This is a genomic window from Arthrobacter sp. zg-Y895 (assembly GCF_020731025.1).
Taxonomy (GTDB): domain Bacteria; phylum Actinomycetota; class Actinomycetes; order Actinomycetales; family Micrococcaceae; genus Arthrobacter_B.
This window is the reverse complement of record NZ_JAJFZY010000005.1, coordinates 21,747-43,396: the sequence shown is the minus strand read 5'-3', so window position 1 is coordinate 43,396 and position 21,650 is coordinate 21,747. Positions and strand designations below refer to the sequence as shown.

At 67.1% G+C, this 21,650-nt stretch carries 25 protein-coding genes; 11 read left to right on the top strand and 14 right to left on the bottom strand.

Translation table 11 applies throughout. The features are described from left to right. Positions 1–47: 47 nt before the first annotated feature. From LJ760_RS11150 to LJ760_RS11140, 3 genes are read left to right on the top strand one after another with little or no spacing between them, the layout of a single operon-like run. The gene (locus LJ760_RS11150; protein ID WP_227922913.1) at positions 48–338 is read left to right on the top strand and encodes a DUF1540 domain-containing protein; all 291 of its coding nucleotides are present in this window, start codon (positions 48–50) and stop codon (positions 336–338) included. 3 nt (positions 339–341) lie between these two features. Then, positions 342–1,211, top strand: a complete 870-nt coding sequence (locus LJ760_RS11145) for an HNH endonuclease (RefSeq protein WP_227922911.1) — start codon at positions 342–344, stop codon at positions 1,209–1,211. 14 nt (positions 1,212–1,225) lie between these two features. Next, the gene (locus LJ760_RS11140; protein WP_227922909.1) at positions 1,226–1,606 is read left to right on the top strand and encodes an RNA-binding S4 domain-containing protein; all 381 of its coding nucleotides are present in this window, start codon (positions 1,226–1,228) and stop codon (positions 1,604–1,606) included. 22 nt (positions 1,607–1,628) lie between these two features. Here the strand turns inward: LJ760_RS11140 and LJ760_RS11135 are convergent, their stop codons facing one another. Further along, positions 1,629–3,155, bottom strand: coding sequence for an acetyl-CoA hydrolase/transferase family protein (locus LJ760_RS11135; RefSeq protein WP_227922906.1), 1,527 nt, complete (start codon positions 3,153–3,155; stop codon positions 1,629–1,631). A 160-nt stretch (positions 3,156–3,315) separates the two neighbouring features. On the opposite strand from LJ760_RS11135, the gene LJ760_RS11130 reads away from it, so the two are divergent. Genes LJ760_RS11130 through LJ760_RS11120 form a run of 3 tightly spaced genes read left to right on the top strand, consistent with a single transcriptional unit; the run spans position 3,316 to position 6,693 of the window. Then, complete coding sequence (locus LJ760_RS11130; RefSeq protein ID WP_227922904.1) at positions 3,316–4,083, top strand: tyrosine-protein phosphatase; 768 nt, start codon at positions 3,316–3,318, stop codon at positions 4,081–4,083. Between the two features lie 2 nt (positions 4,084–4,085). After that, positions 4,086–5,912 carry a Na+/H+ antiporter NhaA gene (nhaA, locus tag LJ760_RS11125; protein ID WP_227922902.1) on the top strand — a complete coding sequence of 609 codons (1,827 nt, stop codon included), beginning with the start codon at positions 4,086–4,088 and terminating at the stop codon, positions 5,910–5,912. Between the two features lie 22 nt (positions 5,913–5,934). Next, positions 5,935–6,693: an SDR family NAD(P)-dependent oxidoreductase gene (locus tag LJ760_RS11120; protein ID WP_227922900.1), complete on the top strand. Its 759-nt coding sequence runs from the start codon at positions 5,935–5,937 to the stop codon at positions 6,691–6,693. Positions 6,694–6,726: 33 nt separating this feature from the next. Here the strand turns inward: LJ760_RS11120 and LJ760_RS11115 are convergent, their stop codons facing one another. Beyond that, positions 6,727–7,986: an MFS transporter gene (locus tag LJ760_RS11115; RefSeq protein WP_227922897.1), complete on the bottom strand. Its 1,260-nt coding sequence runs from the start codon at positions 7,984–7,986 to the stop codon at positions 6,727–6,729. Between the two features lie 42 nt (positions 7,987–8,028). Next, positions 8,029–8,694 (bottom strand): peptidyl-tRNA hydrolase, encoded by a 666-nt coding sequence (locus tag LJ760_RS11110; RefSeq protein WP_227922895.1) that lies wholly within the window; start codon positions 8,692–8,694, stop codon positions 8,029–8,031. 133 nt (positions 8,695–8,827) lie between these two features. Here LJ760_RS11110 and LJ760_RS11105 point away from each other — a divergent pair, with 133 nt between their 5' ends. Further along, a complete protein-coding gene (locus tag LJ760_RS11105) occupies positions 8,828–9,304 on the top strand; it encodes a hypothetical protein (RefSeq protein WP_227922893.1) in 477 nt (158 codons plus the stop codon). A gap of 28 nt (positions 9,305–9,332) precedes the next feature. Here LJ760_RS11105 and LJ760_RS11100 read toward each other — a convergent pair whose 3' ends face one another. The 3 genes from LJ760_RS11100 to LJ760_RS11090 form a co-directional block, all read right to left on the bottom strand. Then, positions 9,333–9,752 carry a hypothetical protein gene (locus LJ760_RS11100; RefSeq protein WP_227922892.1) on the bottom strand — a complete coding sequence of 140 codons (420 nt, stop codon included), beginning with the start codon at positions 9,750–9,752 and terminating at the stop codon, positions 9,333–9,335. Positions 9,753–9,846: 94 nt separating this feature from the next. Then, positions 9,847–10,383, bottom strand: a complete 537-nt coding sequence (locus LJ760_RS11095; protein WP_227922889.1) for a hypothetical protein — start codon at positions 10,381–10,383, stop codon at positions 9,847–9,849. Beyond that, entirely contained in the window at positions 10,383–10,928 is a 546-nt protein-coding gene (locus tag LJ760_RS11090) for a hypothetical protein (protein ID WP_227922887.1), read from the bottom strand. The genes LJ760_RS11095 and LJ760_RS11090 overlap by 1 nt, the downstream gene beginning before the upstream one ends. A 203-nt stretch (positions 10,929–11,131) precedes the next feature. Here LJ760_RS11090 and LJ760_RS11085 point away from each other — a divergent pair, with 203 nt between their 5' ends. Both LJ760_RS11085 and LJ760_RS11080 read left to right on the top strand, forming a co-directional pair. Further along, positions 11,132–11,635, top strand: coding sequence for a GNAT family N-acetyltransferase (locus tag LJ760_RS11085; protein ID WP_227922885.1), 504 nt, complete (start codon positions 11,132–11,134; stop codon positions 11,633–11,635). 80 nt (positions 11,636–11,715) lie between these two features. Beyond that, positions 11,716–12,336, top strand: a complete 621-nt coding sequence (locus LJ760_RS11080; RefSeq protein WP_331460719.1) for a GNAT family N-acetyltransferase — start codon at positions 11,716–11,718, stop codon at positions 12,334–12,336. Here LJ760_RS11080 and ligK read toward each other — a convergent pair. From ligK to LJ760_RS11060, 4 genes are all read right to left on the bottom strand, one after another. Beyond that, positions 12,333–13,016, bottom strand: a complete 684-nt coding sequence (ligK, locus tag LJ760_RS11075) for a 4-carboxy-4-hydroxy-2-oxoadipate aldolase/oxaloacetate decarboxylase (RefSeq protein ID WP_227922880.1) — start codon at positions 13,014–13,016, stop codon at positions 12,333–12,335. The genes LJ760_RS11080 and ligK overlap by 4 nt on opposite strands. Continuing rightward, entirely contained in the window at positions 13,009–14,064 is a 1,056-nt protein-coding gene (locus LJ760_RS11070; protein WP_227922878.1) for an amidohydrolase family protein, read from the bottom strand. The genes ligK and LJ760_RS11070 overlap by 8 nt, the downstream gene beginning before the upstream one ends. Continuing rightward, positions 14,061–15,254 (bottom strand): 4-oxalomesaconate tautomerase, encoded by a 1,194-nt coding sequence (locus LJ760_RS11065; protein ID WP_227922876.1) that lies wholly within the window; start codon positions 15,252–15,254, stop codon positions 14,061–14,063. Before LJ760_RS11065 ends, LJ760_RS11070 begins: the two co-directional genes overlap by 4 nt. Positions 15,255–15,352: 98 nt before the next feature. Then, positions 15,353–16,018 (bottom strand): GntR family transcriptional regulator, encoded by a 666-nt coding sequence (locus LJ760_RS11060; protein WP_227922874.1) that lies wholly within the window; start codon positions 16,016–16,018, stop codon positions 15,353–15,355. A gap of 161 nt (positions 16,019–16,179) precedes the next feature. On the opposite strand from LJ760_RS11060, the gene LJ760_RS11055 reads away from it, so the two are divergent. Both LJ760_RS11055 and LJ760_RS11050 read left to right on the top strand, forming a co-directional pair. Further along, complete coding sequence (locus tag LJ760_RS11055) at positions 16,180–16,962, top strand: NAD(P)-binding domain-containing protein (protein WP_227922871.1); 783 nt, start codon at positions 16,180–16,182, stop codon at positions 16,960–16,962. Positions 16,963–17,087: 125 nt separating this feature from the next. Continuing rightward, on the top strand, positions 17,088–18,050 hold the full coding sequence (locus LJ760_RS11050) for a catechol 2,3-dioxygenase (RefSeq protein WP_227922869.1): 963 nt from the start codon (positions 17,088–17,090) through the stop codon (positions 18,048–18,050). Between the two features lie 64 nt (positions 18,051–18,114). Here LJ760_RS11050 and LJ760_RS11045 read toward each other — a convergent pair whose 3' ends face one another. Genes LJ760_RS11045 through LJ760_RS11030 form a run of 4 tightly spaced genes read right to left on the bottom strand, consistent with a single transcriptional unit; the run spans position 18,115 to position 21,566 of the window. Then, a complete protein-coding gene (locus LJ760_RS11045) occupies positions 18,115–18,990 on the bottom strand; it encodes an ABC transporter ATP-binding protein (protein WP_227922867.1) in 876 nt (291 codons plus the stop codon). Further along, complete coding sequence (locus LJ760_RS11040; RefSeq protein WP_227922864.1) at positions 18,980–19,753, bottom strand: ABC transporter permease; 774 nt, start codon at positions 19,751–19,753, stop codon at positions 18,980–18,982. The genes LJ760_RS11045 and LJ760_RS11040 overlap by 11 nt, the downstream gene beginning before the upstream one ends. After that, the gene (locus LJ760_RS11035) at positions 19,750–20,589 is read right to left on the bottom strand and encodes an ABC transporter permease (RefSeq protein WP_227922862.1); all 840 of its coding nucleotides are present in this window, start codon (positions 20,587–20,589) and stop codon (positions 19,750–19,752) included. The genes LJ760_RS11040 and LJ760_RS11035 overlap by 4 nt, the downstream gene beginning before the upstream one ends. Beyond that, the gene (locus LJ760_RS11030) at positions 20,589–21,566 is read right to left on the bottom strand and encodes an ABC transporter substrate-binding protein (protein WP_227922860.1); all 978 of its coding nucleotides are present in this window, start codon (positions 21,564–21,566) and stop codon (positions 20,589–20,591) included. The genes LJ760_RS11035 and LJ760_RS11030 overlap by 1 nt, the downstream gene beginning before the upstream one ends. Positions 21,567–21,650 lie beyond the last annotated feature (84 nt).

The following is a 21,650-nucleotide window of genomic DNA, read 5'->3' as shown; positions in this document are numbered from 1 at the left end:
ACGTTCGAAGCCAGGCACGGAACGAATGACCGCCTTTTGGAGGAACCATGACCGATCATGTTGCCCAGGTGCAGGACTGCACGGTATCCAGCTGCGACTTCAACCATGAGGGATGCACCGCCTACGCGATCACGGTGGGCGGCTCACCTGATCACGCCAGCTGCGCCACCTTCATCGACACATCTGCCACCGGCGGGCTGCCCAAGGTCCTCGCCCAGGTGGGTGCGTGCCAGCGCAATGAGTGCCGGTTCAATAGCCACCTGATGTGCGACGCCCATGATGTGCGGGTAGGCCCCGGCGCGGAACTCGCTGACTGCCTTACCTATCAGCCCCGCTGACCGGTGCCATCAGTCCTTCTTGAATGGAATCCGGACCTGCCGGACCCCTGGCCCGGCGGTTACGGTCCGGCGGTAGCAGCAGTGGACGACGGCGGAACTTTCCGCCGGCGCATCCCGCTGATCGCCGGCTTCCCGCCGGTTGCTGGAACCGAAGTATGGCTCGTGCTGCGCGGCAGTATGCGGGGGCTGCGGGGCCTGGTGGGCCACGGCGTCGTTGTCCCGCCCGGATCAGGGGACACTGCAGACGCCGTGACGGTGGACTTCGACCGGCTGCTGCCCCTGGGTGAGCAAGTGCCGGCGTCACTGCTCGAGGAAGATGTGCCCAACCTGCCCCGGGTCGACGGTGCCGCGTCCGTACCGTCAGCTTCCGTGCCGGCACTGCGGCGGCTCTGGTCGGGATTCCTCGGCGCCGACCCGGATCCGCTGAGTCCTCCGCCGGGCACGATTGCGGCCGAAGCATCGGGCCTGCAGCGCGTCAACGCCTACGAGCATAACGCCGAGGCCCGCCGGCTGTGCCTGGCCTTCCACGGCAATTGCTGTGCGGCCTGCGGGCTGGTCCCTGCGCAGCGGTACGGTCCGGGGACGGAAGCGCTGATGCAGGTGCATCATCTGGTGCCGGGCACGGACCTGCCCGCCGACTACGCCCTGGATCCAGCCTCGGACCTGGTGCCGCTGTGTCCCACCTGCCACGCCGTGGCACATACCCGGGTTCCGGTCCCCTACACCCCCGCCGAGGTGCGCGGCCTGCTTGCCGCCGCACCGGATGCAGCGTCACGGGCAGTGGGCGCGGACGCCGTCGTCGTCGGGTCCCTGGTGAGCGCGGAGCAGCAGCAGTCGTTGGACGACGCCGCCCGGCTGCGCGGACTTCGCTAGACTCTAGAACTCCCATGAGTATTCCAGCGAGCACTTCCAAAACCGTCCGGGTGGACGCCTGGCTGTGGGCGGTCCGCGCCTATAAAACCCGGTCCGCGGCCACAGCCGCGTGCCGCGCCGGCCATGTCCGGTTGAACGGCAATCCGGCCAAGGCCGCGCAGCCGGTGCAGCCCGGGGACACCGTCCGGATCCGGCAGCCCGGCTTCGAACGGATCCTCGAGGTGCGGCAGCTGATCAACAAACGCGTGGGTGCCGAGGCGGCGTCGCACTGCTTTATCGACGCCACGCCTGCCCGTCCCGCAGCTCCGGCTCTGGGTATTCCGGTGCGGGACCGGGGCGCCGGCCGGCCCACCAAGAAGGACCGCCGCGAGCTGGACCGGCTGCGCGGGAGCTAGACCGGCACCCCTCGGTTTCCGCCTAGAGAACCGCTGGCTCCGGCAGGCTGGTTCCCGTTTCCACGTACCGCTGGTGGAAGGACAGGGACTCGTCCAGCAGATGCGGGGTGTGCTTGCCGAGGCTGTCCCGGCTGGCGCGCTCGAAGTAGTCCTGCAGCAGCGGCTGGTAGTCCGGGTGGGCGCACTTCTCGATGATGACGCGGGCGCGCTGCTTGGGGGAAAGGCCGCGCAGATCCGCCAGGCCCCGCTCGGTGATGATGAGCATGGTGTCGTGTTCGGTGTGATCCACGTGGGCCGCCATGGGTACGATCCCGGAAATCTTTCCGCCCTTGGCCGTGCTCGGGGACATAAAGGCGGAGAGGAAGCCGTTGCGGGCAAAGTCCCCGGAGCCGCCGATGCCGTTCATCATGGCCGTACCGGCAACGTGGGTGGAGTTCACGTTGCCGTAAATATCAGCTTCGATCATGCCGTTCATGGCAATGCAGCCCAGCCGGCGGATCAGTTCGGGGTGGTTGGAGATCTCCTGGGTCCGCAGGATGATGCGCTTGCGGTAGAAGTCGATGTTGGAGTTGAATTCCTCGATGCCCGCCGGGCTGAGCGAGAACGACGTCGCGGAGGCCACCCGGATCACCCCGTCACGGATCAGGTGCAGCATGCCGTCCTGGATCACCTCGGTGTAGGCCGTGAGCCCGGTGTACCCGGCGGTGGAGAGCCCGGCGAGCACGGCGTTGGCAATGTTGCCCACCCCGGACTGCAGCGGCAGGAGCTTGTTGGTCAGCCGGCCGGCCTTGATTTCGGAGTCGAAGAAGTCCAGCAGGTGCCCGGCGATCTGCTGCGAGGTTTCGTCCGGGGCTGCAAACGGAGTCATGCGGTCCGGCGCGTCGGTTTCGACGACGGCAATGACCTTCTCCGGGTCCAGGCGCAGGTAGGGCTCGCCGATGCGGTCATCCGGGTTCACCAGCATGATGGGCTTGCGGTGCGGGGGCAGTGCGGTCCCGTAGTAGACGTCATGCATGCCATCCATGGCTTCCGGCTGCTGGCGGTTCACCTCGATGATGACTTTGTCTGCCTGCTCAATCCAGGTCTTGTTGTTACCCACGGAGGAGGACGGGATGAGGCTGCCGTCCTCCTTGATACCGACTACCTCGATCACGGCCAGGTCCACATGCCCGTAAAAACCGAACCAGGTGTACTGGGCCACGTGCCCGAGGTGGATGTCGATGTACTCGAGTTCGCCGTCGTTGATCCGCTTCCGGAGCGTGGGATCGGACTGGTAGGGCAGGCGCAGTTCCATGCCGTCTGCCTTGGCCAGCACACCGTCGAGTTCCGGGGCCGTCGAGGCGCCGGTGAGGACCTTGATCTGGAAGTCCTCGCCCTTTGCGTGCGCGGCTTCCATCTGGACTGCGAGCGCCTGCGGAACGGCCTTGGGATAGCCGGCGCCGGTGAAACCGCTCATCGCCACGGTCATTCCCGGGCGAATCATGGCCGCTGCCTGTTCGGCGGTCATAACGAGTTTCTGGAGTCCGGGATGGGAAATGCGACGGTGCATGGAGAGGCCTTTCAGAGAACGAGATCGAATTCACCCTATCGCCCTGTGAGCCGTGCCTCATAGTCGGGTGTCGCGGCACACGTAGCCGATCGTGCCTAAGATGGTGGCCACAAGCGCCGCCGGCCATGCCCGGCGGATGGCACCCGGGAGGAAACCTGTCATGCCGAACCCCATCATTCCTGCCCCGACGCCGCTGGCGAACCTGCGGGATCTGGGCGGGATTCCAGTGGACGGAGGGAAGATCCGCGCGGGCCTGGTGCTCAGGGCCGACGACGTCGCGACCACCACCGCGGAGCAGGTAGCCGAACTCGTGGAGGCGGGCCTGCGCACCATCATTGAACTGCGCTCGGCCGACGAAGCGGAACGCACCGGACGCGGTCCGTCCGCAGACCATCCGGTGCAGTATCTGGCCCTGCCCCTGACCGATTCCATGGACGCCCCGCCTGAACTGGCGGGGCAACTCCTGAAGTCGGTCCGTTCCCCCGAGCAGGTGGGCCAGTGGTACGCGAAGATCTTCGTCTCCCAGAAAGAGGCCCTGGTGCGGGGGCTGCAGGCCGTGGCCGATTCCCCCGGTGCGGTCCTGTTCCACTGTGCCGCCGGCAAGGACCGAACGGGCCTGTTCGCCGCAGCGCTGCTGACCGTGCTGGGTGCGGAACCGGAGGCCGTCGTCGAGGACTACGCCCGGACCCAGGCCCGGCTCCCGGAGGTCTACCGTCGGATGGGACTGGCTGAGCTCAGCGGCGGTTATGACATCCCTGCGGATCATCCCGTACTGGCCGCCCATCCGGCCGCGATGCGGTCCATGCTGGCAACCCTTGACGGCAGGGCGGGCGGCGTTGCCGCGGTGCTGCGGTCCGGCGGCCTCACGTCCGAACTGATCGGCGGCCTGCGCAGCAAGCTGGTGCAGCCGGTACCCGCCCAGGTGTAGCCTTGCCGGCCCGCCCGCACCGCATTGCCACCACCGCTGCAACCGGCAGCGGCGGCGCGGAAAAGCGTCCCGCGGCCCTGCTGCTGCTGGCAACTATTCTGGCGGTGCTTTGGGCCAATGCACCGTTTGCCGCCTCCTACGAGGAGTTCTGGGAATCCACCGTCGAGGTGCGTGCAGGGAGCATGGATCTGGAGCTGACCACCCGGGAGCTGGTCAACGATGCACTCATGGCCGTGTTCTTCTTCGTTGTGGGACTTGAGGTGCGGCGGGAGTTTGCCCTCGGGGAGTTGACCAACCGGTCCCGGGCGGTGATTCCGGTGGTCGCCTCGGCCGCGGGGATTGCCGTGCCCGCCGTAGTCTTCCTGCTGTTCACGGCCGGCACGGAAGATGCAGGTGCGTGGGGCGTGGTCATCTCCACCGACACCGCGTTCCTGCTGGGCGCGCTGGCCGTCGCAGGACCCCGGGTTCCCGGCAGGCTGCGGATCTTCCTGCTGACCCTCGCGGTGGTCGACGACGTTGCCGCGCTCAGCATCATTGCCCTGGTCTACACCGACCATCTGGAACCCGTTCCGCTGCTGCTGGCCTTCGCCGGGCTGGCTGCCGTTGCGCTGACCCGGTACCTGCCGTACGGGCGCGGCGCCGTATACGCGGTGCTGGCGGTGCTGGTCTGGCTGGCCTTCTACGCCTCGGGCGTGCATCCGACCCTGGCGGGCGTGGGCATTGCCCTGCTGGTCCCCGTGTTTCCGCCCGCCCGCAGGGACGTGGAGCACGCGTTGGAGCAGACCCGTGTCTTCCGTCAGTCCCCCAATTCCCGGTACGCCCGGGCGGCTGTGCACAGCGTGCGGGAGTCCCTTTCCATCAACGAACGCCTGCACAGCGCCTACACCCCGTACGTGGATTACCTGATCCTGCCCGTATTCGCCCTCGCCAACGCCGGAGTGCGGCTGGACGGGCCAACGTTGGAACTAGCCCTGCGCTCCCCGCTGGCCTGGGGCATTGTCTGCGGCCTGGTACTGGGAAAATTCACCGGCATCTTCGGGGCTGCGGCAGTGCTGCACCGGCTGCGGATCGGCGAGTTCGGCCCCGGCCTGACGCTGGGCCGCATTGCCGGCGGCGCCGCCCTGTCCGGCATCGGATTCACCATCTCCCTGTTCATTATCGGCCTCGCCATCGAAGACCCCGCGGTGCAGAACGAAGCACGGGTGGCGGTCCTGGCCGGATCACTTCTGGCGTTCGCGGCGGGAAGCGCCATCTTCCGGGCCGTGGAGGGACGGCGCCCTGCCGTTCCCCCGGGTGAGGTGCTGGCCCGGCCGGTGGATCCGGCACGGGACCATGTAGTGGGCCCTGCAGATGCTCCGTTGACCCTTGTGGAATACGGGGATTACGAGTGCCCGTTCTGCAGCCGGGCCACGGGAACCATCATGGAAGTGCGCGAGCATTTCGGTGCCGAGCTGCGCTATGTCTGGCGCCATCTGCCGCTGTCCAGGGTCCATCCCAATGCCGTTGCGGCTGCCGAAGCTGCAGAGGCCGCGGACCGGCAGGGGCGCTTCCGGGAATACAGCGCGCACCTTTTCGAGAACCAGGACAATCTGCTCCCGGAAGACCTGCTGGGCGCGGCGGAGAGCCTGGGCCTGGACATGGACCGGTTCGAAGCGGACCTGCGCTCGGCAGAGGTCAGCAACCGCGTGCTGGACGATGCCCTGGACGCCGAGTCAATGGACCTGCACGGAACACCCACCTTCTTCATCGGGCACCGCAGGCACCACGGCCCCTACGACTCCGCCACCCTGATCCGAGCCCTGGAGGCATCACGTTCCGCCGAACCGTAGCGCCTGCCGGTACGCTCGGGCGATGAGTACAAATACCTTGGTCACCGGTGCAGGCCGGGGCATCGGCGCAGCAATCGCAGCCGCCCTCGCGGTGGCCGGCCACACCGTGGCGGTGCACGCCGGGCACGACGCCGACGCCGCCCGCCGGGTTGCCGCTACGCTGCCCGGAACGGGCCACGCCGTCGTCGTCGGGGACCTGTCCTCCCCCGCGGAGTGCGAGCGGGTCTTCGCCGAGGCCGTGGATCAGCTCGGCGGCCTGGACGTCCTGGTGAACAACGCGGGCATCTTCCGGGCCCAGCCGGTGTTGTCCGGGTCTTTTGCCGATTGGCACGAGGCGTGGCGGCAGACCCTTGACGTCAACCTGTTGGCACCGGCGAACCTCTGCCGGCTGATGGCCGAGCATCTGGTCCAGCGGCCCGAGGGTCCGGCGGGCGGGCGGCTGGTGAATGTGGGATCGCGCGGCGCCTACCGCGGCGAGCCGGAGAACGCCGCCTACGGTGCCAGCAAGGCCGGGCTGCACTCCCTCACCCAGTCCCTTGCCGTGGCCCTGGCGCCGCATGGGATCTTCTCCGCCGCCGTCGCACCGGGATTCGTGGACACCCGGATGGGCCGCCCCGCCTTGGAGGGGGCCAGCGGCGCAGCCATCCGGGCGCAGAGTCCGTTCAACCGGGTCGCGGAGCCGGAGGAAGTCGCTGCGACCGTAGCCTGGCTCGCCACGGCGGCTCCGGAGTGGGTCAGCGGCACGGTGATCGACGTCAACGGCGCCTCGCACCTGCGCTGACGTCCGAGGACGTCCAGGCGCCCGTGCCCGTCCTTACGAACCTCTCACCGGGCGCTTCGGCACCGCGGCCAGTTCATCGTCCACGAACAGCGGTGCGGCGGCGCGGATGCCGGCCCCGACCATCACGGCGGCGGAGGCAATCAGGAGCGCCAACGGCAGGGTCCAGCTGCCGGAGACATCGTGCAGGGCGCCGATGGCGAACGGCCCCATGGCGGCCAGCAAATAGCCGACGGGCTGAATGAAGCCCGAGAGCTGGGCGGTGACCCGCGGTTCCCGGGAGCGGGCGGTGATCAGTGCCAGCGCGGTGGGGAAGGCGAACCCGCCCACTCCCAGAAACAGCGCCCAGAGCCAGGACAGCGTGTCCGCTGCCAGCAGCAGCCCGCTGTAGCCGGCCACCATGCAGACACCGAGGCCAACAATGTAGGTCCGCAGGCGCGGCGAGCGTGCCACCAGCACCGGCATGATCAGGCCGCCCGGGATGCCAAGCCCGGCAATGATCGCGGCCATCAGTCCGGCGTGCGCCTGTTCCAGTCCGGCGTCGCGGTAGATCTGCGCAGCCCAGCCGAACTGGACGTAAGCGTGCATGGACTGAACGCCGAAGAAGATGCTCAGGGCGACGGCGGTGCGTGACGAGCGCATCCGGACGCCCTTCGTCCGGCGCGGCTCGCCGGCCGCCACCGGATCACGTCCTGCCCGCAGCGCCACGAGCATCCACGGGATAAACGCCGCCGCGGCCGCTGCGCCCCATACCCCCAGGCTCAGCCGCCAGCCGGCCGGATCACTTCCGGCCAGCACGCCGCCCAGCAGCAGCGGCAGGCTGGCGCCCAGGGCCAGCGTGGTGCCGTAGACGGAGTTGAGCAGGGCCAGTCGCGACCCGCCGTGGCGCTTGATGAAGGCAGGGACGAGGATGTTGCCCACCGCCATGCCGGCGAAGGCGAGCACGGTAAGCGCCAGGAAGAGCACGGCGGAGCCTGCCAGCGCCCGCGCCAACAGGCCTGCTGCCACCGCCCCCAGCGCCAGGACAACGGCGCCGTTGATGCCGGTTTTGCGCGAAAGTGCGACGGCGAGCGCCCCCACCATGGCAAAGGTCAGTCCCGGCAGCGCGGTCAGCACGCCGGCGGCGGTGGCGTCCAGGTCCAGTGCGGCCTGCAGCTCGGCCAGGACCGGCCCTATGGAGGACGCACCCGGGCGCAGATTGACGGCGACCAGAACCACGGCGATGCCGACCAGCCAGATCGGCAGGGTGCGGCCGCCTGCGGTGGTGTTTGCCGGTGTCCCCTTGGTCTCGCTCACCCGAGTCTTTCTATCATGGCGCCGGCAACCGGGACCTATGTGTCAGACCGGCAGCCCGGCGGCCGGGCTGAAGCTGGCCGACTCCACGAACGCCGTCGCGGTATCCGGGGCAATCTCCGTCATTCCGGCGTCGACAATCAACGGCCCGGTTCCCGGGCGGGCGGCGAACTCGGCGAAAAGCTTCCCGGCCGTGAAGCGGACTCCCGCAGGTTCCCCTGCATCCTGCCACGCCTGCCGGGCGGTCGGGCCCAGCTGCAGGTACCAGGACAGCAGCGCGTGCGCTGCCTGGGCGGAAGCCTTGCCGGTCGACATGTCCAGGTCTGCGTTCAGGACGATCACCGGGGAGTTTCCCGGCCAGGGCGCCGGCGCCTCATCCGGCAGCTGGGTGCCGGAAACCTGCAGCTTCGCGAGGTTCTTGGGCATCTGGTCGTAGGTGACCGGTTCGAAGGCGATGGCCTGCGCCCGGCCCACGGTCACCGCCCCCGACGGCGCTTCAGCGGCCAGCCGCCCGAAGGTGCTGGGATTCGCCCGGCGGACGGTCTTCGTGAACCGGCCGTACAACCAGTTCTCCCACGCTTCGCTGTCCTCGGTGGACGTGTAGGCCCGAACGCTGGCGACGGCGGCAGCGGCCACGGCGTCGCGGTGGGCGGCGGGATCGGTCTTGTCCACAAGCAGGACGATGGGCTGGACTTTGTCGAACGGCTGCATACTTCCAGTTTTCCATGTTCCGCCGGGCCGCTCTGTGCGGGTGTGCACCGCTCCGCAGACCGGCTCGCCGTCGACCCCTTGGATGTCATCGCTACTCTGCCCCTGCTCCTGCCGCCGCGGTAGCGTGCGCGGCATGAGCGATCGCGAAACCCAGAGACACAGTTCCCTTCCCCCGCGGCAGGCACCCGGTTCTTCCCCGAACCTTGGTTCTTCCCGCAGCCCGGGCACGGCCGAGACGGCGGGACCGGAGGCGCAGTGGCAGTCGATGGAACGGGAGGACGGCCTGTACACCGTGGCCCAGATAGCCCAACAGCTGGGCTTCGGCGGCGGCCCCAATTCGATGGCCCGCCAGCTCACCGGGAAGGGGAGGATCCTGGTGGTAAAGCGGGGAGAGCAGTTCCTGTATCCGGGTTTCCAGTTCGACTGGAATAGTGAGCGGGTGCTTCCCACGGTTAAGGACGTGGTCCGGATGGGCCGCCAAGCCGGCTGGCCGGATGAGCGGATTGCCCTGTGGTTCTACACCTCCAACGGGGGCCTTAAACGCCCGGTGGACGTGAGGTCCAATGAGGAAGAACTGATCACTCTCGCCGGGGAAGAGTTCGGGCAGTAACTGATCGCCGGCTTGGGTAGTTCTCGGGTTAGAGGCGGATGGCCGCAGCCATCTCATTGACGAAGTCCTCGGTCTCGGCCGCGTTCCGGAATCCGTAGGAGACCTCCCGGACCGCTTCCTGCCGCGAACCGGGCACGGCGTGGTATTTCACGGCGGCAAAGTTACCCGGTTCACTGACCGGTTCCACCAGCGGACGGCCATTCAGCCGGGCGAACTGGCGCAGGGTCGGGTCGATGCGCCACTGATCCGTCTCCACCCAGAAGTGATCGCCCATGCCCGAGCTTCCGCTGGCCACCCGCACGCCCTCCAGCCCGGCGGAGGCCATCAGCCAGGCAAGCGTGAAGGAAGCGGGGGCACCCAGCCCGGAGCCATAGGGAATATGGGCCTCGGCTACGGCTGCTGCCTGTTCTGCGAGGGCGGTGGCTTCCTTGAGGCTGAGTGTCTGCATACTTCTATGTTCTCAGCCGCTGGGCACAAACCTTGCCGCCGCCCCCGGCACCCCGCACGGCCACCCCGACAGGACACGCCGGACCGGTACCGGTTCAGGCAGCCGCCCCGGTGCCCGGACGGCGCATCCGGTCAGTTGCACGCCGGACCGGCGGATCGTTTTCGGCGTTCTGCAGCAGCCGGTCGAAGTCCATGAGCCCCACGTCGCCGCACTTGAAGGACAGCCTGGCCTCGGGCCTGCTGCCGGCCGCCGTAGGTTTCCGCCGCCCGGTAAGCGCCAGGCGCAGCTGCCCGCCGCCGTCGTCGTTGACCTGCAGCTGCCGCTTCGCTACCAGTTCACGGACGCCTTTCGCGTCCACCGCGGGTGCGTTGTAGAAGTACTCGCGGACCACTCCGGTGAGGGCTTCTGCGTCCGCACGGTCCTGCCGCGGCCACCGGATGAGTTTGTCGGTGACGGCTTGGACGGGCTGAACAATAAAGCCGAATGCGATCAGCAGTGCAATCAGGTCACCGCCGCCCATCACGAGGAACAGCATCGCGGCCACGCTCAGGCCCACAATGGTTCGCACTGAGTGGGGATGCCGTGGACTGAGCGGCACGGTGACCAGTATCGGTTGGATCTGCGCGGCCATCAGGACCAGCCTCCCTTTAGCCCGGCCAATGCCTCTGCTTCGCGGGCGAGCCTGGCCGCCTCGTGGAGCTCGTGGTCGGAGCGGCTTTTGTTATAAGTCATCGGGTCCTGCTCGACGGCCGCTTCGAGGGAACGCAGCCGGTTTCGGTGGTTCTCCGCCGTTTGTGCCAGCTTCAGCTGCGACTTCGAACTTGTCAGTTTTTGCATCAATTCCTCCACACGGGATTCCTTCGCACGGACAACCTCAAAATGGTGGCGCGCCGTGGCTTCAACGCGTACCGCAAGGTCATACATGCGGCGCGCGGTCGCGGCGAGGCTGACGGCTTGGCCTGCGGTCAGCCGTTCCTCGGCAACAACGGCTTCCAACGCCTTCAACCGGGTTTCGTAGGACCGCGCGACCGCACCGTAGTGCCGCGCCACTTCCCAAGCCGCGCGGACCTGGTTCCGCAGCACGTCCTGGCGCGCCGCGGTGACGGCAATCGCCGCATCGAGCCGGGCGCAGGTCTCGGCGTAGCTGTCCGGGGGCTCGGGAACCCCGAACTGCACCTGCACTATCCTTTGGACCCGCCTCAGGTTTTCGCCCACAGCTGCCTCTCTACAGTCTGACCGCGAAAGAGTGCCGCATCGGATTCGAAGCAGAAACGGGTCCTGACGGCGGCAACGGTCATCCGGTCCATTAACCCTGCCCGCGCCCGGCCCGCCCGGTCAATGGATGGAGCCGGTTTGCCACCGTGTGGAAGACTGCGGGCATGGAAATCCGTCCCGCCGCGTTGCTCGGCGGCTCCTACCATGTGCGCAGGGCAGAGCGCGACGACGTCGGTCCGATCGTTCGGCTGCTGCTGGCCGACACGCCGTCGCCGCCCCCGGCCGATGCGCCGGGCGCCCATCCCCTGGAGCCGTATCTGCGTGCTTATGCTGCCATTGCCGCGGATCCGGCCAATTTCCTGGCCGCGGTCGAGGATCCGGGAGGGCAGATTGCCGGGACACTGCAGTTGACCCTGATCCCCTGCCTGGCTGTCGGCGGGGCAACCCGGTTACAGGTTGAAGCCGTCCATGTGCGGGCTGATCTCCGGTCCAACGGGCTTGGTGCGGCCATGATGGACTGGGCGGTTGCCGAAGGCCGGCGGAACGGTGCCACGTTGGTCCAACTCACCTCCAATGCGCGGCGGGTGTCCGCGCACCGCTTTTATTCACGGCTCGGCTTTGAAGCCTCGCACCTCGGATTCAAGCGTGCCCTGCCGCCGCTGCCGTAACGCGCGTTGACTACCGGTTCCCTGCACTGGCACTGTCGTGCCCAAGAGTTGGAGGGCACCATGCCGGAAATCACCTGCCATTGCGGATCAGTTCACCGTTTGTTCCTGCCAATCAGGCCTCGTGTGCAGACCTTGACGCAGTATTCGGGGCACGCGGGGAACCGCACCGCTGCCAGTGCCAGTGGTTCAAGACCAGCGCGGACCAGTGGCGGAGCATACCGCTGGAGGAACGCGCGCGCCGGTTGGAGGAGCAAACGGGCTGCGGGGATCCGGATTCCCCAACCACGGGCCTGGTGGCCTACCTGGGCGAGGAGCCCGTGGGATGGTGCGCCGTCGAACCCCGCACCGGTTACCCGCGCCTCCTGCGCTCCCGGGTGCCATGGACAGGACGCGAGGAGAACCGGGCTGACGCCGGCGTCTGGTCGGTGAGCTGTTTCGTGACCCGCACGGGCTACCGTCGCCGCGGGGTGAGCTACGCGCTGGCCGCAGCCGCGGTGGATTTTGCCCGCGAGCGCGGCGCCTCGGCCCTGGAGGGCTACCCGATGATTACCGAACCTGGCCGGACCGTGACGTGGGACGAATTATTCGTGGGCAGCCGCAGCGTTTTCGCCGCAGCGGGATTTGAACAGGTCAGCCATCCCACGCCGCGCCGGGTGGTGATGCGGATCGATTTCCAACCCGCACCACCCTCCAGCGGCTAATCGATGTAGCGCAGTCCCGCCGCTTCAAGCGGTCCCCGCATCGAGTACATGTCCAGTCCGAGTTCCCCGGCGGCGAGGCGTTCGCGTTTGGCCGCCTCGTTGTCCTCCCGCTTCCGGGACGCCTCGGCAACTTCTCCGGCACGGTCGGCAGGAACGACGACGACGCCGTCCACATCTGCAACCACCACGTCGCCGGGGTTCACCAGGGCGTTGGCGCACACTATCGGAACGTTGACCGAACCCAGGGTCGCCTTGACCGTCCCCTTGGAGTTGATGGCACGCGAGAACACGGGAAAGTCCATCTCCTCCAAAGCCGCGGCGTCACGGCAGCCGCCGTCGATCACCAGGCCAACACCGCCGCGTGCACGTACCGATGTAGCCAGCAGCTCGCCGAAGAAGCCGTCTTCGCTCTCCGTGGTGCAGGCCGCCACCAGCACGTCGCCGGGCTGGAGTTGTTCAACGGCCACGTGCAGCATCCAGTTGTCCCCCGGCTGCAGCAGCACGGTCACCGCCGGGCCGCAGAGTTTGGCGCCGGGGTAGACGGGGCGCATGTAGGGGCGCATCAGCCCCAACCGGCCCATGGCCTCGTGCACGGTACTGGTCCCGTACGGGGCCAGAGCCTCGACGTCGGGCTGCGGGGCACGGGTGATGCTGCGGTGGACCACTCCGAGTTCATGCATGGGTGCTGCTCCTTTGGGGTTCACGGCCCTGCCGGGTCAACAGCGCATCCAGGCGCGGATAGACGGCACGGGCATTGTTCTCGCGGATATCGGCAAGTTCCTCGCCGGTCAGGCCGGCTGCAGCCAGGTACCGCCCGGTGTCATCGAAGTTGAACCCGGTGCCCGGGTCGACGTCGCGCACCGCTCCGATCATCTCGGAGGCGAAGAGGATGTTCCGGGTGGGCATCACCTCCAACAGCAGGTCGATGCCGGGCTGGTGGTAGACGCAGGTGTCGAAAAAGACGTTGTTGAGCAGGTGCTCCTCCAGCGGCGGCTTCTTCAGTGCCATGGCCAGCCCGCGGAACCGCCCCCAGTGGTAGGGCGCGGCGCCGCCGCCGTGCGGAATAACGAACTTCAGCTCCGGGAAGTCCCTAAACAGGTCCCCCTGGATCAGCTGCATCACCGCGGTGGTGTCCGCATTGAGGTAGTGGGCGCCCGTGGTGTGGAAGGCAGGATTCACGCTGGTGCTCACGTGGATCATCGCCGGCAGGCCGTACTCAACCATCTTTTCGTAGATCGGGTACCAGGAGCGGTCCGTCAGCGGAGGGGCGGTCCAGTAGCCGCCGGAAGGGTCCGGGTTGAGGTTCAGCGCCACGGCACCGTATTCGTTGACGCAGCGTTCCAGTTCCGGGATGCAGGACGCCGGGTCCACTCCGGGTGACTGCGGCAGCATGGCGGCCGGAGCAAAACGGTCCGGGAAGAGTTGACTGACCCTGAAGCACAGCTCGTTGCAGATGGCCGCCCACGCGGCAGACGTGGTGAAGTCCCCTACGTGGTGTGCCATGAAGGAGGCCCGCGGCGAAAAGACGGTCAGGTCGATACCGCGTTCGTCCATCAGGCGCAGCTGGTTCGCGGAGATGCTTTCCCGCAGTTCATCGTCGCTGATGACCAGGTCCGCCGGGTTCGGAGCAGCCGTTCCGGGGTCGGCGAGCGCCGCGATCTGCCGGTCCCGCCAGTCGCCCAGGGCCGGCGGTGCGGTGGTGTAGTGGCCGTGGCAATCGATGATCATCGGGTGTTCTCCTCTGTTGCTGCCGCCTGTTGGAGACGGCGCGGGACAAAAACTTCGCCGGCCATGATCAGCCGGGCGGTGCGCAGCAGCGCGGATTTGGTGACGTGCTGGGGGTCCTGCGGGTCGAGCCCGAGTGCCACAGTGAATTCGCCGGAGGGATGCTCCACCGAAACCGTCAGGCCCGCTCCGATACCGGCATCCGCAACGGTGCTGATTTCCCGTGCCACCGTGCCGTCAATGACGCATGCGGTGGCAGCGGTGACGGCGGCCAGCACGCCAATGGATTCGTGGCAGACATGCGGGATGAAGCTGCGGGTGGTGATGGTGCCGCCGTGTGCCGGCGGGGCTATCAGCGTCATCTTCGGGTAGTTCTTGGCGGTGACGTCTCCCAGTCCCATCAGATGCCCGCACTGGAGCCGCAGTGCTTCAAGGCTTCGTTTCAGCTCTTCGTCTTGGTTCAACTCGGCGGCGGATTCGTAGCCGGTGCGGCCCAGGTCCGCTGCCTGGACCATCACCAGCGGTTGGCCGTTGTCGATGCAGGTGACGCGGACCGGGCCCGCGCCGTCGAGAACCACCGTGTCGCTGGCGTTGCCGGTGGGAAGCAGGGAGGCACAGACGGAACCGGCCGTGTCCAGGAAGTTGATGGTGACGGCCGCCGCCGTACCGGGAACACCGTCGATCCGTGTCTCCCCGCCGTACTCGACAAACCGGCCCTGGTCCCCTGCCGGCGTCGGGATGCTGATCTCGGCCACCATGCCCGTGTTCAGCGTCAGGACCCGGGCAGTGGTGGTATCCCCGCCGGGCAGGAGGAGGCCGGACTCCACCGCGAACGGCACGACGGCGGCGAGCATGTTTCCGCAGTTGGCCGTGGTATCCACGGTGTCGGAAGTCGGTTGCAGCTGCGCGAACTGGAATTCCAGGTCCACCCCGTCCCGGCTGCTGACGTCCACGATCCCCACCTTGCTGGTGAGCGGATTGCCGCCGCCCAGCCCGTCAATCTGCAGCGGGTGGGGAGACCCGAGGGCGGCAAGCAGCACCTCGTCCCGGCTTTCACCATGCAGGTCAGCCGGCAGGTCGGTGCGGCGGAAGAACGGTCCGCGGGAGGTTCCTCCCCGCATGAACCAGCAGGGGATGCCGAACTGACTGCCGCGGACGGAACCCGGCAACAAGGACTCTTCTGTGGTCTGCACCACAAGAATGTACCTCGTCAACCAGATTGTTGACAATAACGGTGACAACCTCAGGCGCAGGAGCCACAGGGCGTTTGTCCCCTAGGCGTACTACAGGCTTAGTGCGCGGACGCAGAGCCTGTCCGGCGGATGGCATCGGCAATGCTCGCCATATGGGTTTCCATCATGCGGGCAGCCTGCTCGCCCTGCCCGGCGCAGATGGCCTCAATGATTTCCACGTGTTCCGGCAGCGAAACGTTGGCACGTCCAGGCTGGACCGCCAGCCGGAACTGGTGGCGCACATTCTGCGCCCGCAGCCTTTCGATAGTGGCTCCGGCGGTTCGCTGGCCGCTGATTTCCACGATCCGCCGATGGAGCCTGGAGTTGATCTCCGAGTAGCGCATCAGTTCTCCGGCCTTTACGGCGGACGCCATGTCCTCGGCCATCTGCCGGAGTTCGGAGACCTGCCCGGCGTCAATCCGCTCCGCTGCCTTGCGGGCACACAGCGCCTCCAGCACGCCGCGGACCTCAATGATCTCCACGGCTTCTTCCACGGGCACCGACCGCACGCGGGCTCCCCGGTTCTGCACCCGCTCCACCACGCCCTCGACGGCGAGTTCGGCAAGGGCGGAGCGGACCGCGCTGCGGCTCGCCTTGAACTGCGTGCACAGGTCCGCCTCCACGAGCCGCTGGGACGGCACCAGCTCGCCGTCAAGAATTGCCGTGCGGATTGCGTCCGCCACCTCCGCAGCGTTACTCGTGGTCGCTGCTGCATCTGCTGTCATTCGAAGCTCCTCGGCGAAACGGCACCCCGCCCGCCCTCATTTTCAGTGTCACGCCAAGTTATCACTGCATCACCGTCTCCCAGCCCCCGCCGGGCGGCCGCAGCTTGGAATTGTTGACAATCATGGCAATAATCGGCGGACAGCTACGAGAGGACACAACCATGACTGCGGTGACCGTACTGGGCCTGGGCGAAGCCGGACGCCTGTACGCCCTCGGCCTGGCGGAGGCCGGGGCGGACGTACGCGGCTATGACCCGTATACCGATGCACGCGATGCAGGCATCCGCCAGTTCGGCTCGCTCGCCGATTCCGTTGACGGAACCGATCTGGTCATCAGCCTGGTCGGCGCCGCCGCTGCCCGCAGCGTCGCGGAGCAGGCACTGCCGCTGCTTCCAGCCAACGCAGTGTTCGCGGATTTCAACACCGCCGGCCCGGAGGACAAAGCCGGACTCGCCGAACTCGCCGCAGGCTACGGGGTGGACCTGGTGGACGTGGCCGTCATGGCACCGGTCCCCCGCGCCGGCAGCCGCACCCCGCTCCTCGTCAGCGGCACCGCGGCGGACAGGTTTGCCACCCTGCTGGAAGGCTTCGGCACCCCCGTGGAAACGATCCCCGGCGCCCCCGGGGCTGCGGCAGGCCGCAAACTGCTGCGCAGCGTCTTCATGAAGGGGCTGGCCGGCCTGGTGCTGGAGTGCCGGGCCGCAGGGAAGGCGGCCGGCGCGGAGGAGTGGCTCCTGGCGGAAATCGCCGGGGAGCTGGGCCCGGACGGGCCGGACCTGGTGGCCCGCCTCCTTCAGGGCTCGGAAACACACGCCGTGCGGCGTGCCCACGAGGTCGCAGACTCATTGGCATACCTCCGCGGACTGGGCACGCCCGCCTGGATGACGGAAGGTACGTTCAGCTGGCTGTCCGCATTGGCGGCGGACGGCACCGGCCCGACCTGACCGGGTATTGTCTGCGAAATTGTTGACAATACCCGGGGCCGCTGATTGACTCTCAGCACTGCTTCGGGACCGGCAGGCCGGCAACGAAGCCCGTGCCGTTTGAGCAGACCGCAAAGGAAACCGCAATGCCTGATGCTTTTCGCGACGTGGCCCATTTGGGCTTCGTGGAACTCTATACCCCGGATTTCGACAAGAGCCTCTGGTTCTTCACCGAACTGCTGGCCATGCGCGAAGTCGCTCGAGAGGGCGATTCCGCCTACCTGCATGCGTGGGATGACTACGAACACCACACCATCAAACTCACCGCCCATGAGACCTCCGGCGTCGGACGACTGGGCCTGCGTGCCGCCAGCGAAGAGGCGCTGCAGCGCCGCGTCGCGGCCATCGAGGCGGCAGGACGCGGAGTCGGCTGGCACGACGGCGGTCCGGGCATGGGCAAGACCTACGCCTTCACGGATCCGGACGGGCATCCGATGGACATCTATTTCGAGAGCCAATGGCACGTCCCCACCGAGGAGTCCCGGCCGGCCCTGAAGAACCAGGCGGACCGCTTCCCGGGCCGCGGCGTGAACGCCCGCCGGCTGGACCACGTCAACTTCCTCGGCGCAGACGTTGCCGAGAACGGCCGGTTTGTGGAAGAGGTGCTGGGCGGCAAGCCCACCGAACAGATCCGGCTGGACAACGGCCGGCTTTCCGGCCAGTGGTTTACCTTCTCCAACAAGTCCTACGACCTGGTGTACAGCGGTGACTGGACCGGCAGCAGCGGCCGGCTGCACCACGTCGCGTTCGCCACCGACACCCGCGAAGACATCCTCAAGGCTGCGGACATCTTCCTGGAAAACGGCATCCACATCGAAACCGGGCCGCACAAGCACGCCATCCAGCAGACCTTTTTCCTGTACGTGTATGAGCCCGGCGGCAACCGGATCGAATTCTGCAACGCCGGTGCCCGCCTGATCCTGGCGCCGGACTGGAAGACCATCGAATGGACCGAGGCCGAGCGTGCCAAGGGCCAGGCCTGGGGCATGAAGACCATCGACACCTTCCATACCCACGGCACTCCCCCGGTGGAGCTTCCCGCCGACTGACCCCGGTATAACGACGGCGGCCCCTCCTTCGCGGGAGGGGCCGCCGTCGTTCATTCTGCCGGAATCAGCGCGCCGCGTCCGGCCGGTGGCCCTTCTTGGCGAGCTGGATCTGCTCGTAGACGTGGTGGCGCAGCTCGGTGAAGCGCGGCATCCCACGGGTCTCCAGCTGGTCGCGGTCCTCCGGGAGATCGATCAGGATGTCCTCCTGCACCACGGTGGGCGAGGAGGACAGGATGATGACGCGTTCACCGAGGTACACGGATTCGTCGATGTCGTGCGTGACGAACAGGATGGTCATGCCCAGGTCCTTCCACAGCCGCCGGGTAAGGTCCTCCAGATCGGCACGGGTCTGGGCGTCGACGGCGGCAAACGGCTCGTCCATCAGCAGCACCTCCGGCTGGTACGCCACGGCACGGGCGATGGCCACGCGCTGCTGCATGCCTCCCGACAGCTGCCAGGGGTAGGACTTGGGCACGTGCTCCAGTCCCACCGCTTCCAGCGCGTCGGCAACCCGCTGCCGGCGTTCCGCCTTGGGCACGCCGGCGTTTTTCAGGGGCAGCTCCACGTTGTCCGCGACCCGCAGCCAGGGAAACAGGGAGCGGCCGTACTCCTGGAACACCACAGCCATTTTCTTGGGCGGCGCCGTCACCTTCTTACCGTCGAGCAGCACTTCGCCCTCGGTGGCTCCGAGCAGCCCCGCAATGCACTTGAGCAGAGTGGTCTTGCCGGAACCGGAGGGACCGACCAGGCAGGCCAGCTCGCCGTGGCCCAGGTCGAAGGTGAGGTTGCGGACGGCTTCGATGGGGCCGCCGTCGGTGGAGTAGACCTTTTTCAGCCCGCGGACCGAAAGCAGCGCCTCCCCCTCGGGCAGGGTGCGCCCGGACGGTGCGGTGCCCTCCGGCGCCGGAGTGGTTTTTGCGGAGATGGCGTCAGGCTGCATTTTCTACCTCTTTAAGGCCGTGGTACCAGCGCAGCACGCGCCGTTCGCACCATTGGAAGATCAGGGACAGGGCCAGGCCGATCAGGCCGAGCACCAGGATGCCGGACCACATTTCCGGGATGGCGAAGGACCGCTGGAACTGCAGGATAGTGAAGCCCAGCCCCGAGGAGGAACCGAACATTTCCGAAATGACCATAAGGATCAGGCCAATGGACAGCGACTGCCGGATACCGGCCATGATCGTCGGTGCGGCAGAGGGCAGCACCTGGTAGCGGATCCGGTTCAACCCGGAGATGCCGTAGGAACGGGTCGTTTCGTTCTGTACCGGATCAATGGAGCGCACCCCTTCGATGGTGTTCAACAGCACCGGCCAGATGCAGCCGACCACAATCACGGCAACCTTCATGCCGTCATTCAGGCCCACCAGCAGGATCAGCACCGGAACCAGCACCGGAGGCGGCAGGGCACGGAAGAACTCGAACACGGGTTCGGTGAGCGCCCGCAGCGTCCGGTTCAGGCCCACCAGCAGCCCGACGACGATGCCCAGGATGATCGCGATGGCGAGCCCGGCGAGCAGCCTTCCCAGCGACGGCAGGACATCCCCGGTGATCCGTCCCTCAAACCAGGTGGGACCGAAGACATCCACCAGGGCGGAGGGGGTGGGCACGAAGAAGTTCGGTTCGCCGCGGGTGGAAGCCCACCACAGGAGCACCAGCAGCAGGGGCAGCGCAACCACGTAGGCAAGGCTCTTGAGCGTCTTCACAGCACCACCTCTCCGCGGACGGACGGGTGCCAGGACAACAGTCGCTGCTCCGCCTGGCGCATCACGATATTGATCGCCACGCCCAGCAGGCCGGTGGCCAGCACCAGGGCATACATGCCGGAGATGGCACCGCCGGATTGGGCGTCCGCAATTTCACGCCCGAGCCCGGGAGAGCCGATGATCAGCTCGGCGGTGATGGCCAGGATCAGCGCCACGGAGGCCGCCAGGCGGATGCCCGTCATCAGGTACGGCAGCACGGTGGGAAACACCACGTGCCGGATCCGCTGCAGCTTGGAGAAGCCGTAGGACTGTGCCGTCTGCGTTGCCACATTGTCGACGTCGGCCACCCCGTAAAGCACCTGGATCAGCACCTGCCAGAAGCAGGCATAGATGATCAGCATCAAAGAAGATTCGATTTTGACGCCGAACAGCAGCACGGCCAGCGGGATCAGCGCCACCGACGGAACCGGGCGCAGGAACTCGATGGTGGAGTTGGTAAAGCGGCGCAGGAACGGACTCATGCCGATCACCAGGCCCAGGATGCCGGCGGCGACGACGGCGGCTGCCAGGCCGATGGCCCAGGCCATCAGGGTGTGCCCCACGGCCACCCAGAAGGCAGTCAGCCCGAAGTCCCGGGCGAGGGCGAGGATGACTTCCGAGGCAGGGGGCAGGAAGCGGGGCTGGACCAGGCCAAGCCTTGGAACCAGTTCCCAGATCAGCAGGAAGCCAAGGACCCCGGCCAGGCCCAGCACCGGCTTCGGCACGGGGCGGCGCGCACCCGGCCGGGCTGCGCGTGGCTGCGCAGCCCGGCCGGGTTTCAGCACGTCAGTACTCATTACGGCAGCAACTCATCCAGCTTCGGCTCTTCACTGATCAAACCGTCACTGAGCGAAAGCTCCGCAAGCGTTTCCACGCCGGCACGGTTGATCTCCGTGGTGAAGCTGGGCAGGGTGAGTGCCTTCGCCGTCTCTGCGTCGATCTTCGTGTAGGTGAGCAGGACCTCGCGGACAGCGTCCGGGTTCTCCTCCGCGTATTCCAGGGACTTGTTCATGGCCGCCGTGAATTTCTCCACTGTTTCGGCATCATCCTCAGCCTTCGCCGACGTCGTGAAGTAGCCGGCGACGGTCAGGTCCTCCGCGGTATCCACGTAGTTGGAAGCGATCGGAGTGGACCCGGCATTCTGCCCGCCCGTCAGGAAGGGCTCCACCACCTGGATGGCGTCCACCTGGCCGCGTTCCAGGGCAGCCTGCATATCGGGGAAGGCCAGCTCAACGAACTCGATGCCCGACGGGTCGCCGCCTGCCTTGCGCACGGCCGCGCGGACGGTGGTGTCATTGATGTTGTTGAGCGTGTTCACGGCCACCTTCTTGCCCGCAAGGTCCGCCGCCGTCTCGATCCCGGCATCCGGGTTAACCAGGATGCCGCCGAAATCGGCGCCGTCCTCGCCTGTCGACGCCGCTCCGGCGGTCACCACCTGCACATCCAGGCCCTTGGACTTGGCCACCAGCATCGAGGAAATGTTGCTGAAGCCGAAGTCCATGCTCCCGCTCATGACGCCCGGAACAATGGCCGCGCCGCCCTGGGCCGGCTGCAGTTCCAGCTCCAGGCCTTCCTCTTCGAAGAAGCCCTCCTGGACGCCGAGGTAGATCGGTGCCACGTCGACGATGGGAATGACTCCGACCGTCACCTGGGTGAGATCCCCGCCACCGGCCTCGCCGGTATCTTCGGCCTCCCCGCTGGGCGACCCCGAGCCGCAGGCGGCAAGAGCCAGGACCGCGGTGGAGGCGGCGAGCATCCTAAGAATTGGCTTCATTGTCATTCCCCGGTTTCCGTGTAAAAAGTTAGCTAGGTCACACACACGGTATTTTTGGTAAACATGATTGTCAACAATTCTTAG

Coding starts and splice junctions, on each gene's coding strand:
- LJ760_RS11150 (WP_227922913.1), top strand. CDS start 48: ATGACCGATCATGTTGCCCAGGTGCAGGACTGCACGGTATCCAGCTGC.
- LJ760_RS11140 (WP_227922909.1), top strand. CDS start 1,226: ATGAGTATTCCAGCGAGCACTTCCAAAACCGTCCGGGTGGACGCCTGG.
- LJ760_RS11135 (WP_227922906.1), bottom strand. CDS start 3,155: ATGCACCGTCGCATTTCCCATCCCGGACTCCAGAAACTCGTTATGACC.
- LJ760_RS11130 (WP_227922904.1), top strand. CDS start 3,316: ATGCCGAACCCCATCATTCCTGCCCCGACGCCGCTGGCGAACCTGCGG.
- LJ760_RS11120 (WP_227922900.1), top strand. CDS start 5,935: ATGAGTACAAATACCTTGGTCACCGGTGCAGGCCGGGGCATCGGCGCA.
- LJ760_RS11110 (WP_227922895.1), bottom strand. CDS start 8,694: ATGCAGCCGTTCGACAAAGTCCAGCCCATCGTCCTGCTTGTGGACAAG.
- LJ760_RS11105 (WP_227922893.1), top strand. CDS start 8,828: ATGAGCGATCGCGAAACCCAGAGACACAGTTCCCTTCCCCCGCGGCAG.
- LJ760_RS11100 (WP_227922892.1), bottom strand. CDS start 9,752: ATGCAGACACTCAGCCTCAAGGAAGCCACCGCCCTCGCAGAACAGGCA.
- LJ760_RS11095 (WP_227922889.1), bottom strand. CDS start 10,383: ATGGCCGCGCAGATCCAACCGATACTGGTCACCGTGCCGCTCAGTCCA.
- LJ760_RS11085 (WP_227922885.1), top strand. CDS start 11,132: ATGGAAATCCGTCCCGCCGCGTTGCTCGGCGGCTCCTACCATGTGCGC.
- ligK (WP_227922880.1), bottom strand. CDS start 13,016: ATGCATGAACTCGGAGTGGTCCACCGCAGCATCACCCGTGCCCCGCAG.
- LJ760_RS11070 (WP_227922878.1), bottom strand. CDS start 14,064: ATGATCATCGATTGCCACGGCCACTACACCACCGCACCGCCGGCCCTG.
- LJ760_RS11060 (WP_227922874.1), bottom strand. CDS start 16,018: ATGACAGCAGATGCAGCAGCGACCACGAGTAACGCTGCGGAGGTGGCG.
- LJ760_RS11055 (WP_227922871.1), top strand. CDS start 16,180: ATGACTGCGGTGACCGTACTGGGCCTGGGCGAAGCCGGACGCCTGTAC.
- LJ760_RS11050 (WP_227922869.1), top strand. CDS start 17,088: ATGCCTGATGCTTTTCGCGACGTGGCCCATTTGGGCTTCGTGGAACTC.
- LJ760_RS11045 (WP_227922867.1), bottom strand. CDS start 18,990: ATGCAGCCTGACGCCATCTCCGCAAAAACCACTCCGGCGCCGGAGGGC.
- LJ760_RS11035 (WP_227922862.1), bottom strand. CDS start 20,589: ATGAGTACTGACGTGCTGAAACCCGGCCGGGCTGCGCAGCCACGCGCA.
- LJ760_RS11030 (WP_227922860.1), bottom strand. CDS start 21,566: ATGAAGCCAATTCTTAGGATGCTCGCCGCCTCCACCGCGGTCCTGGCT.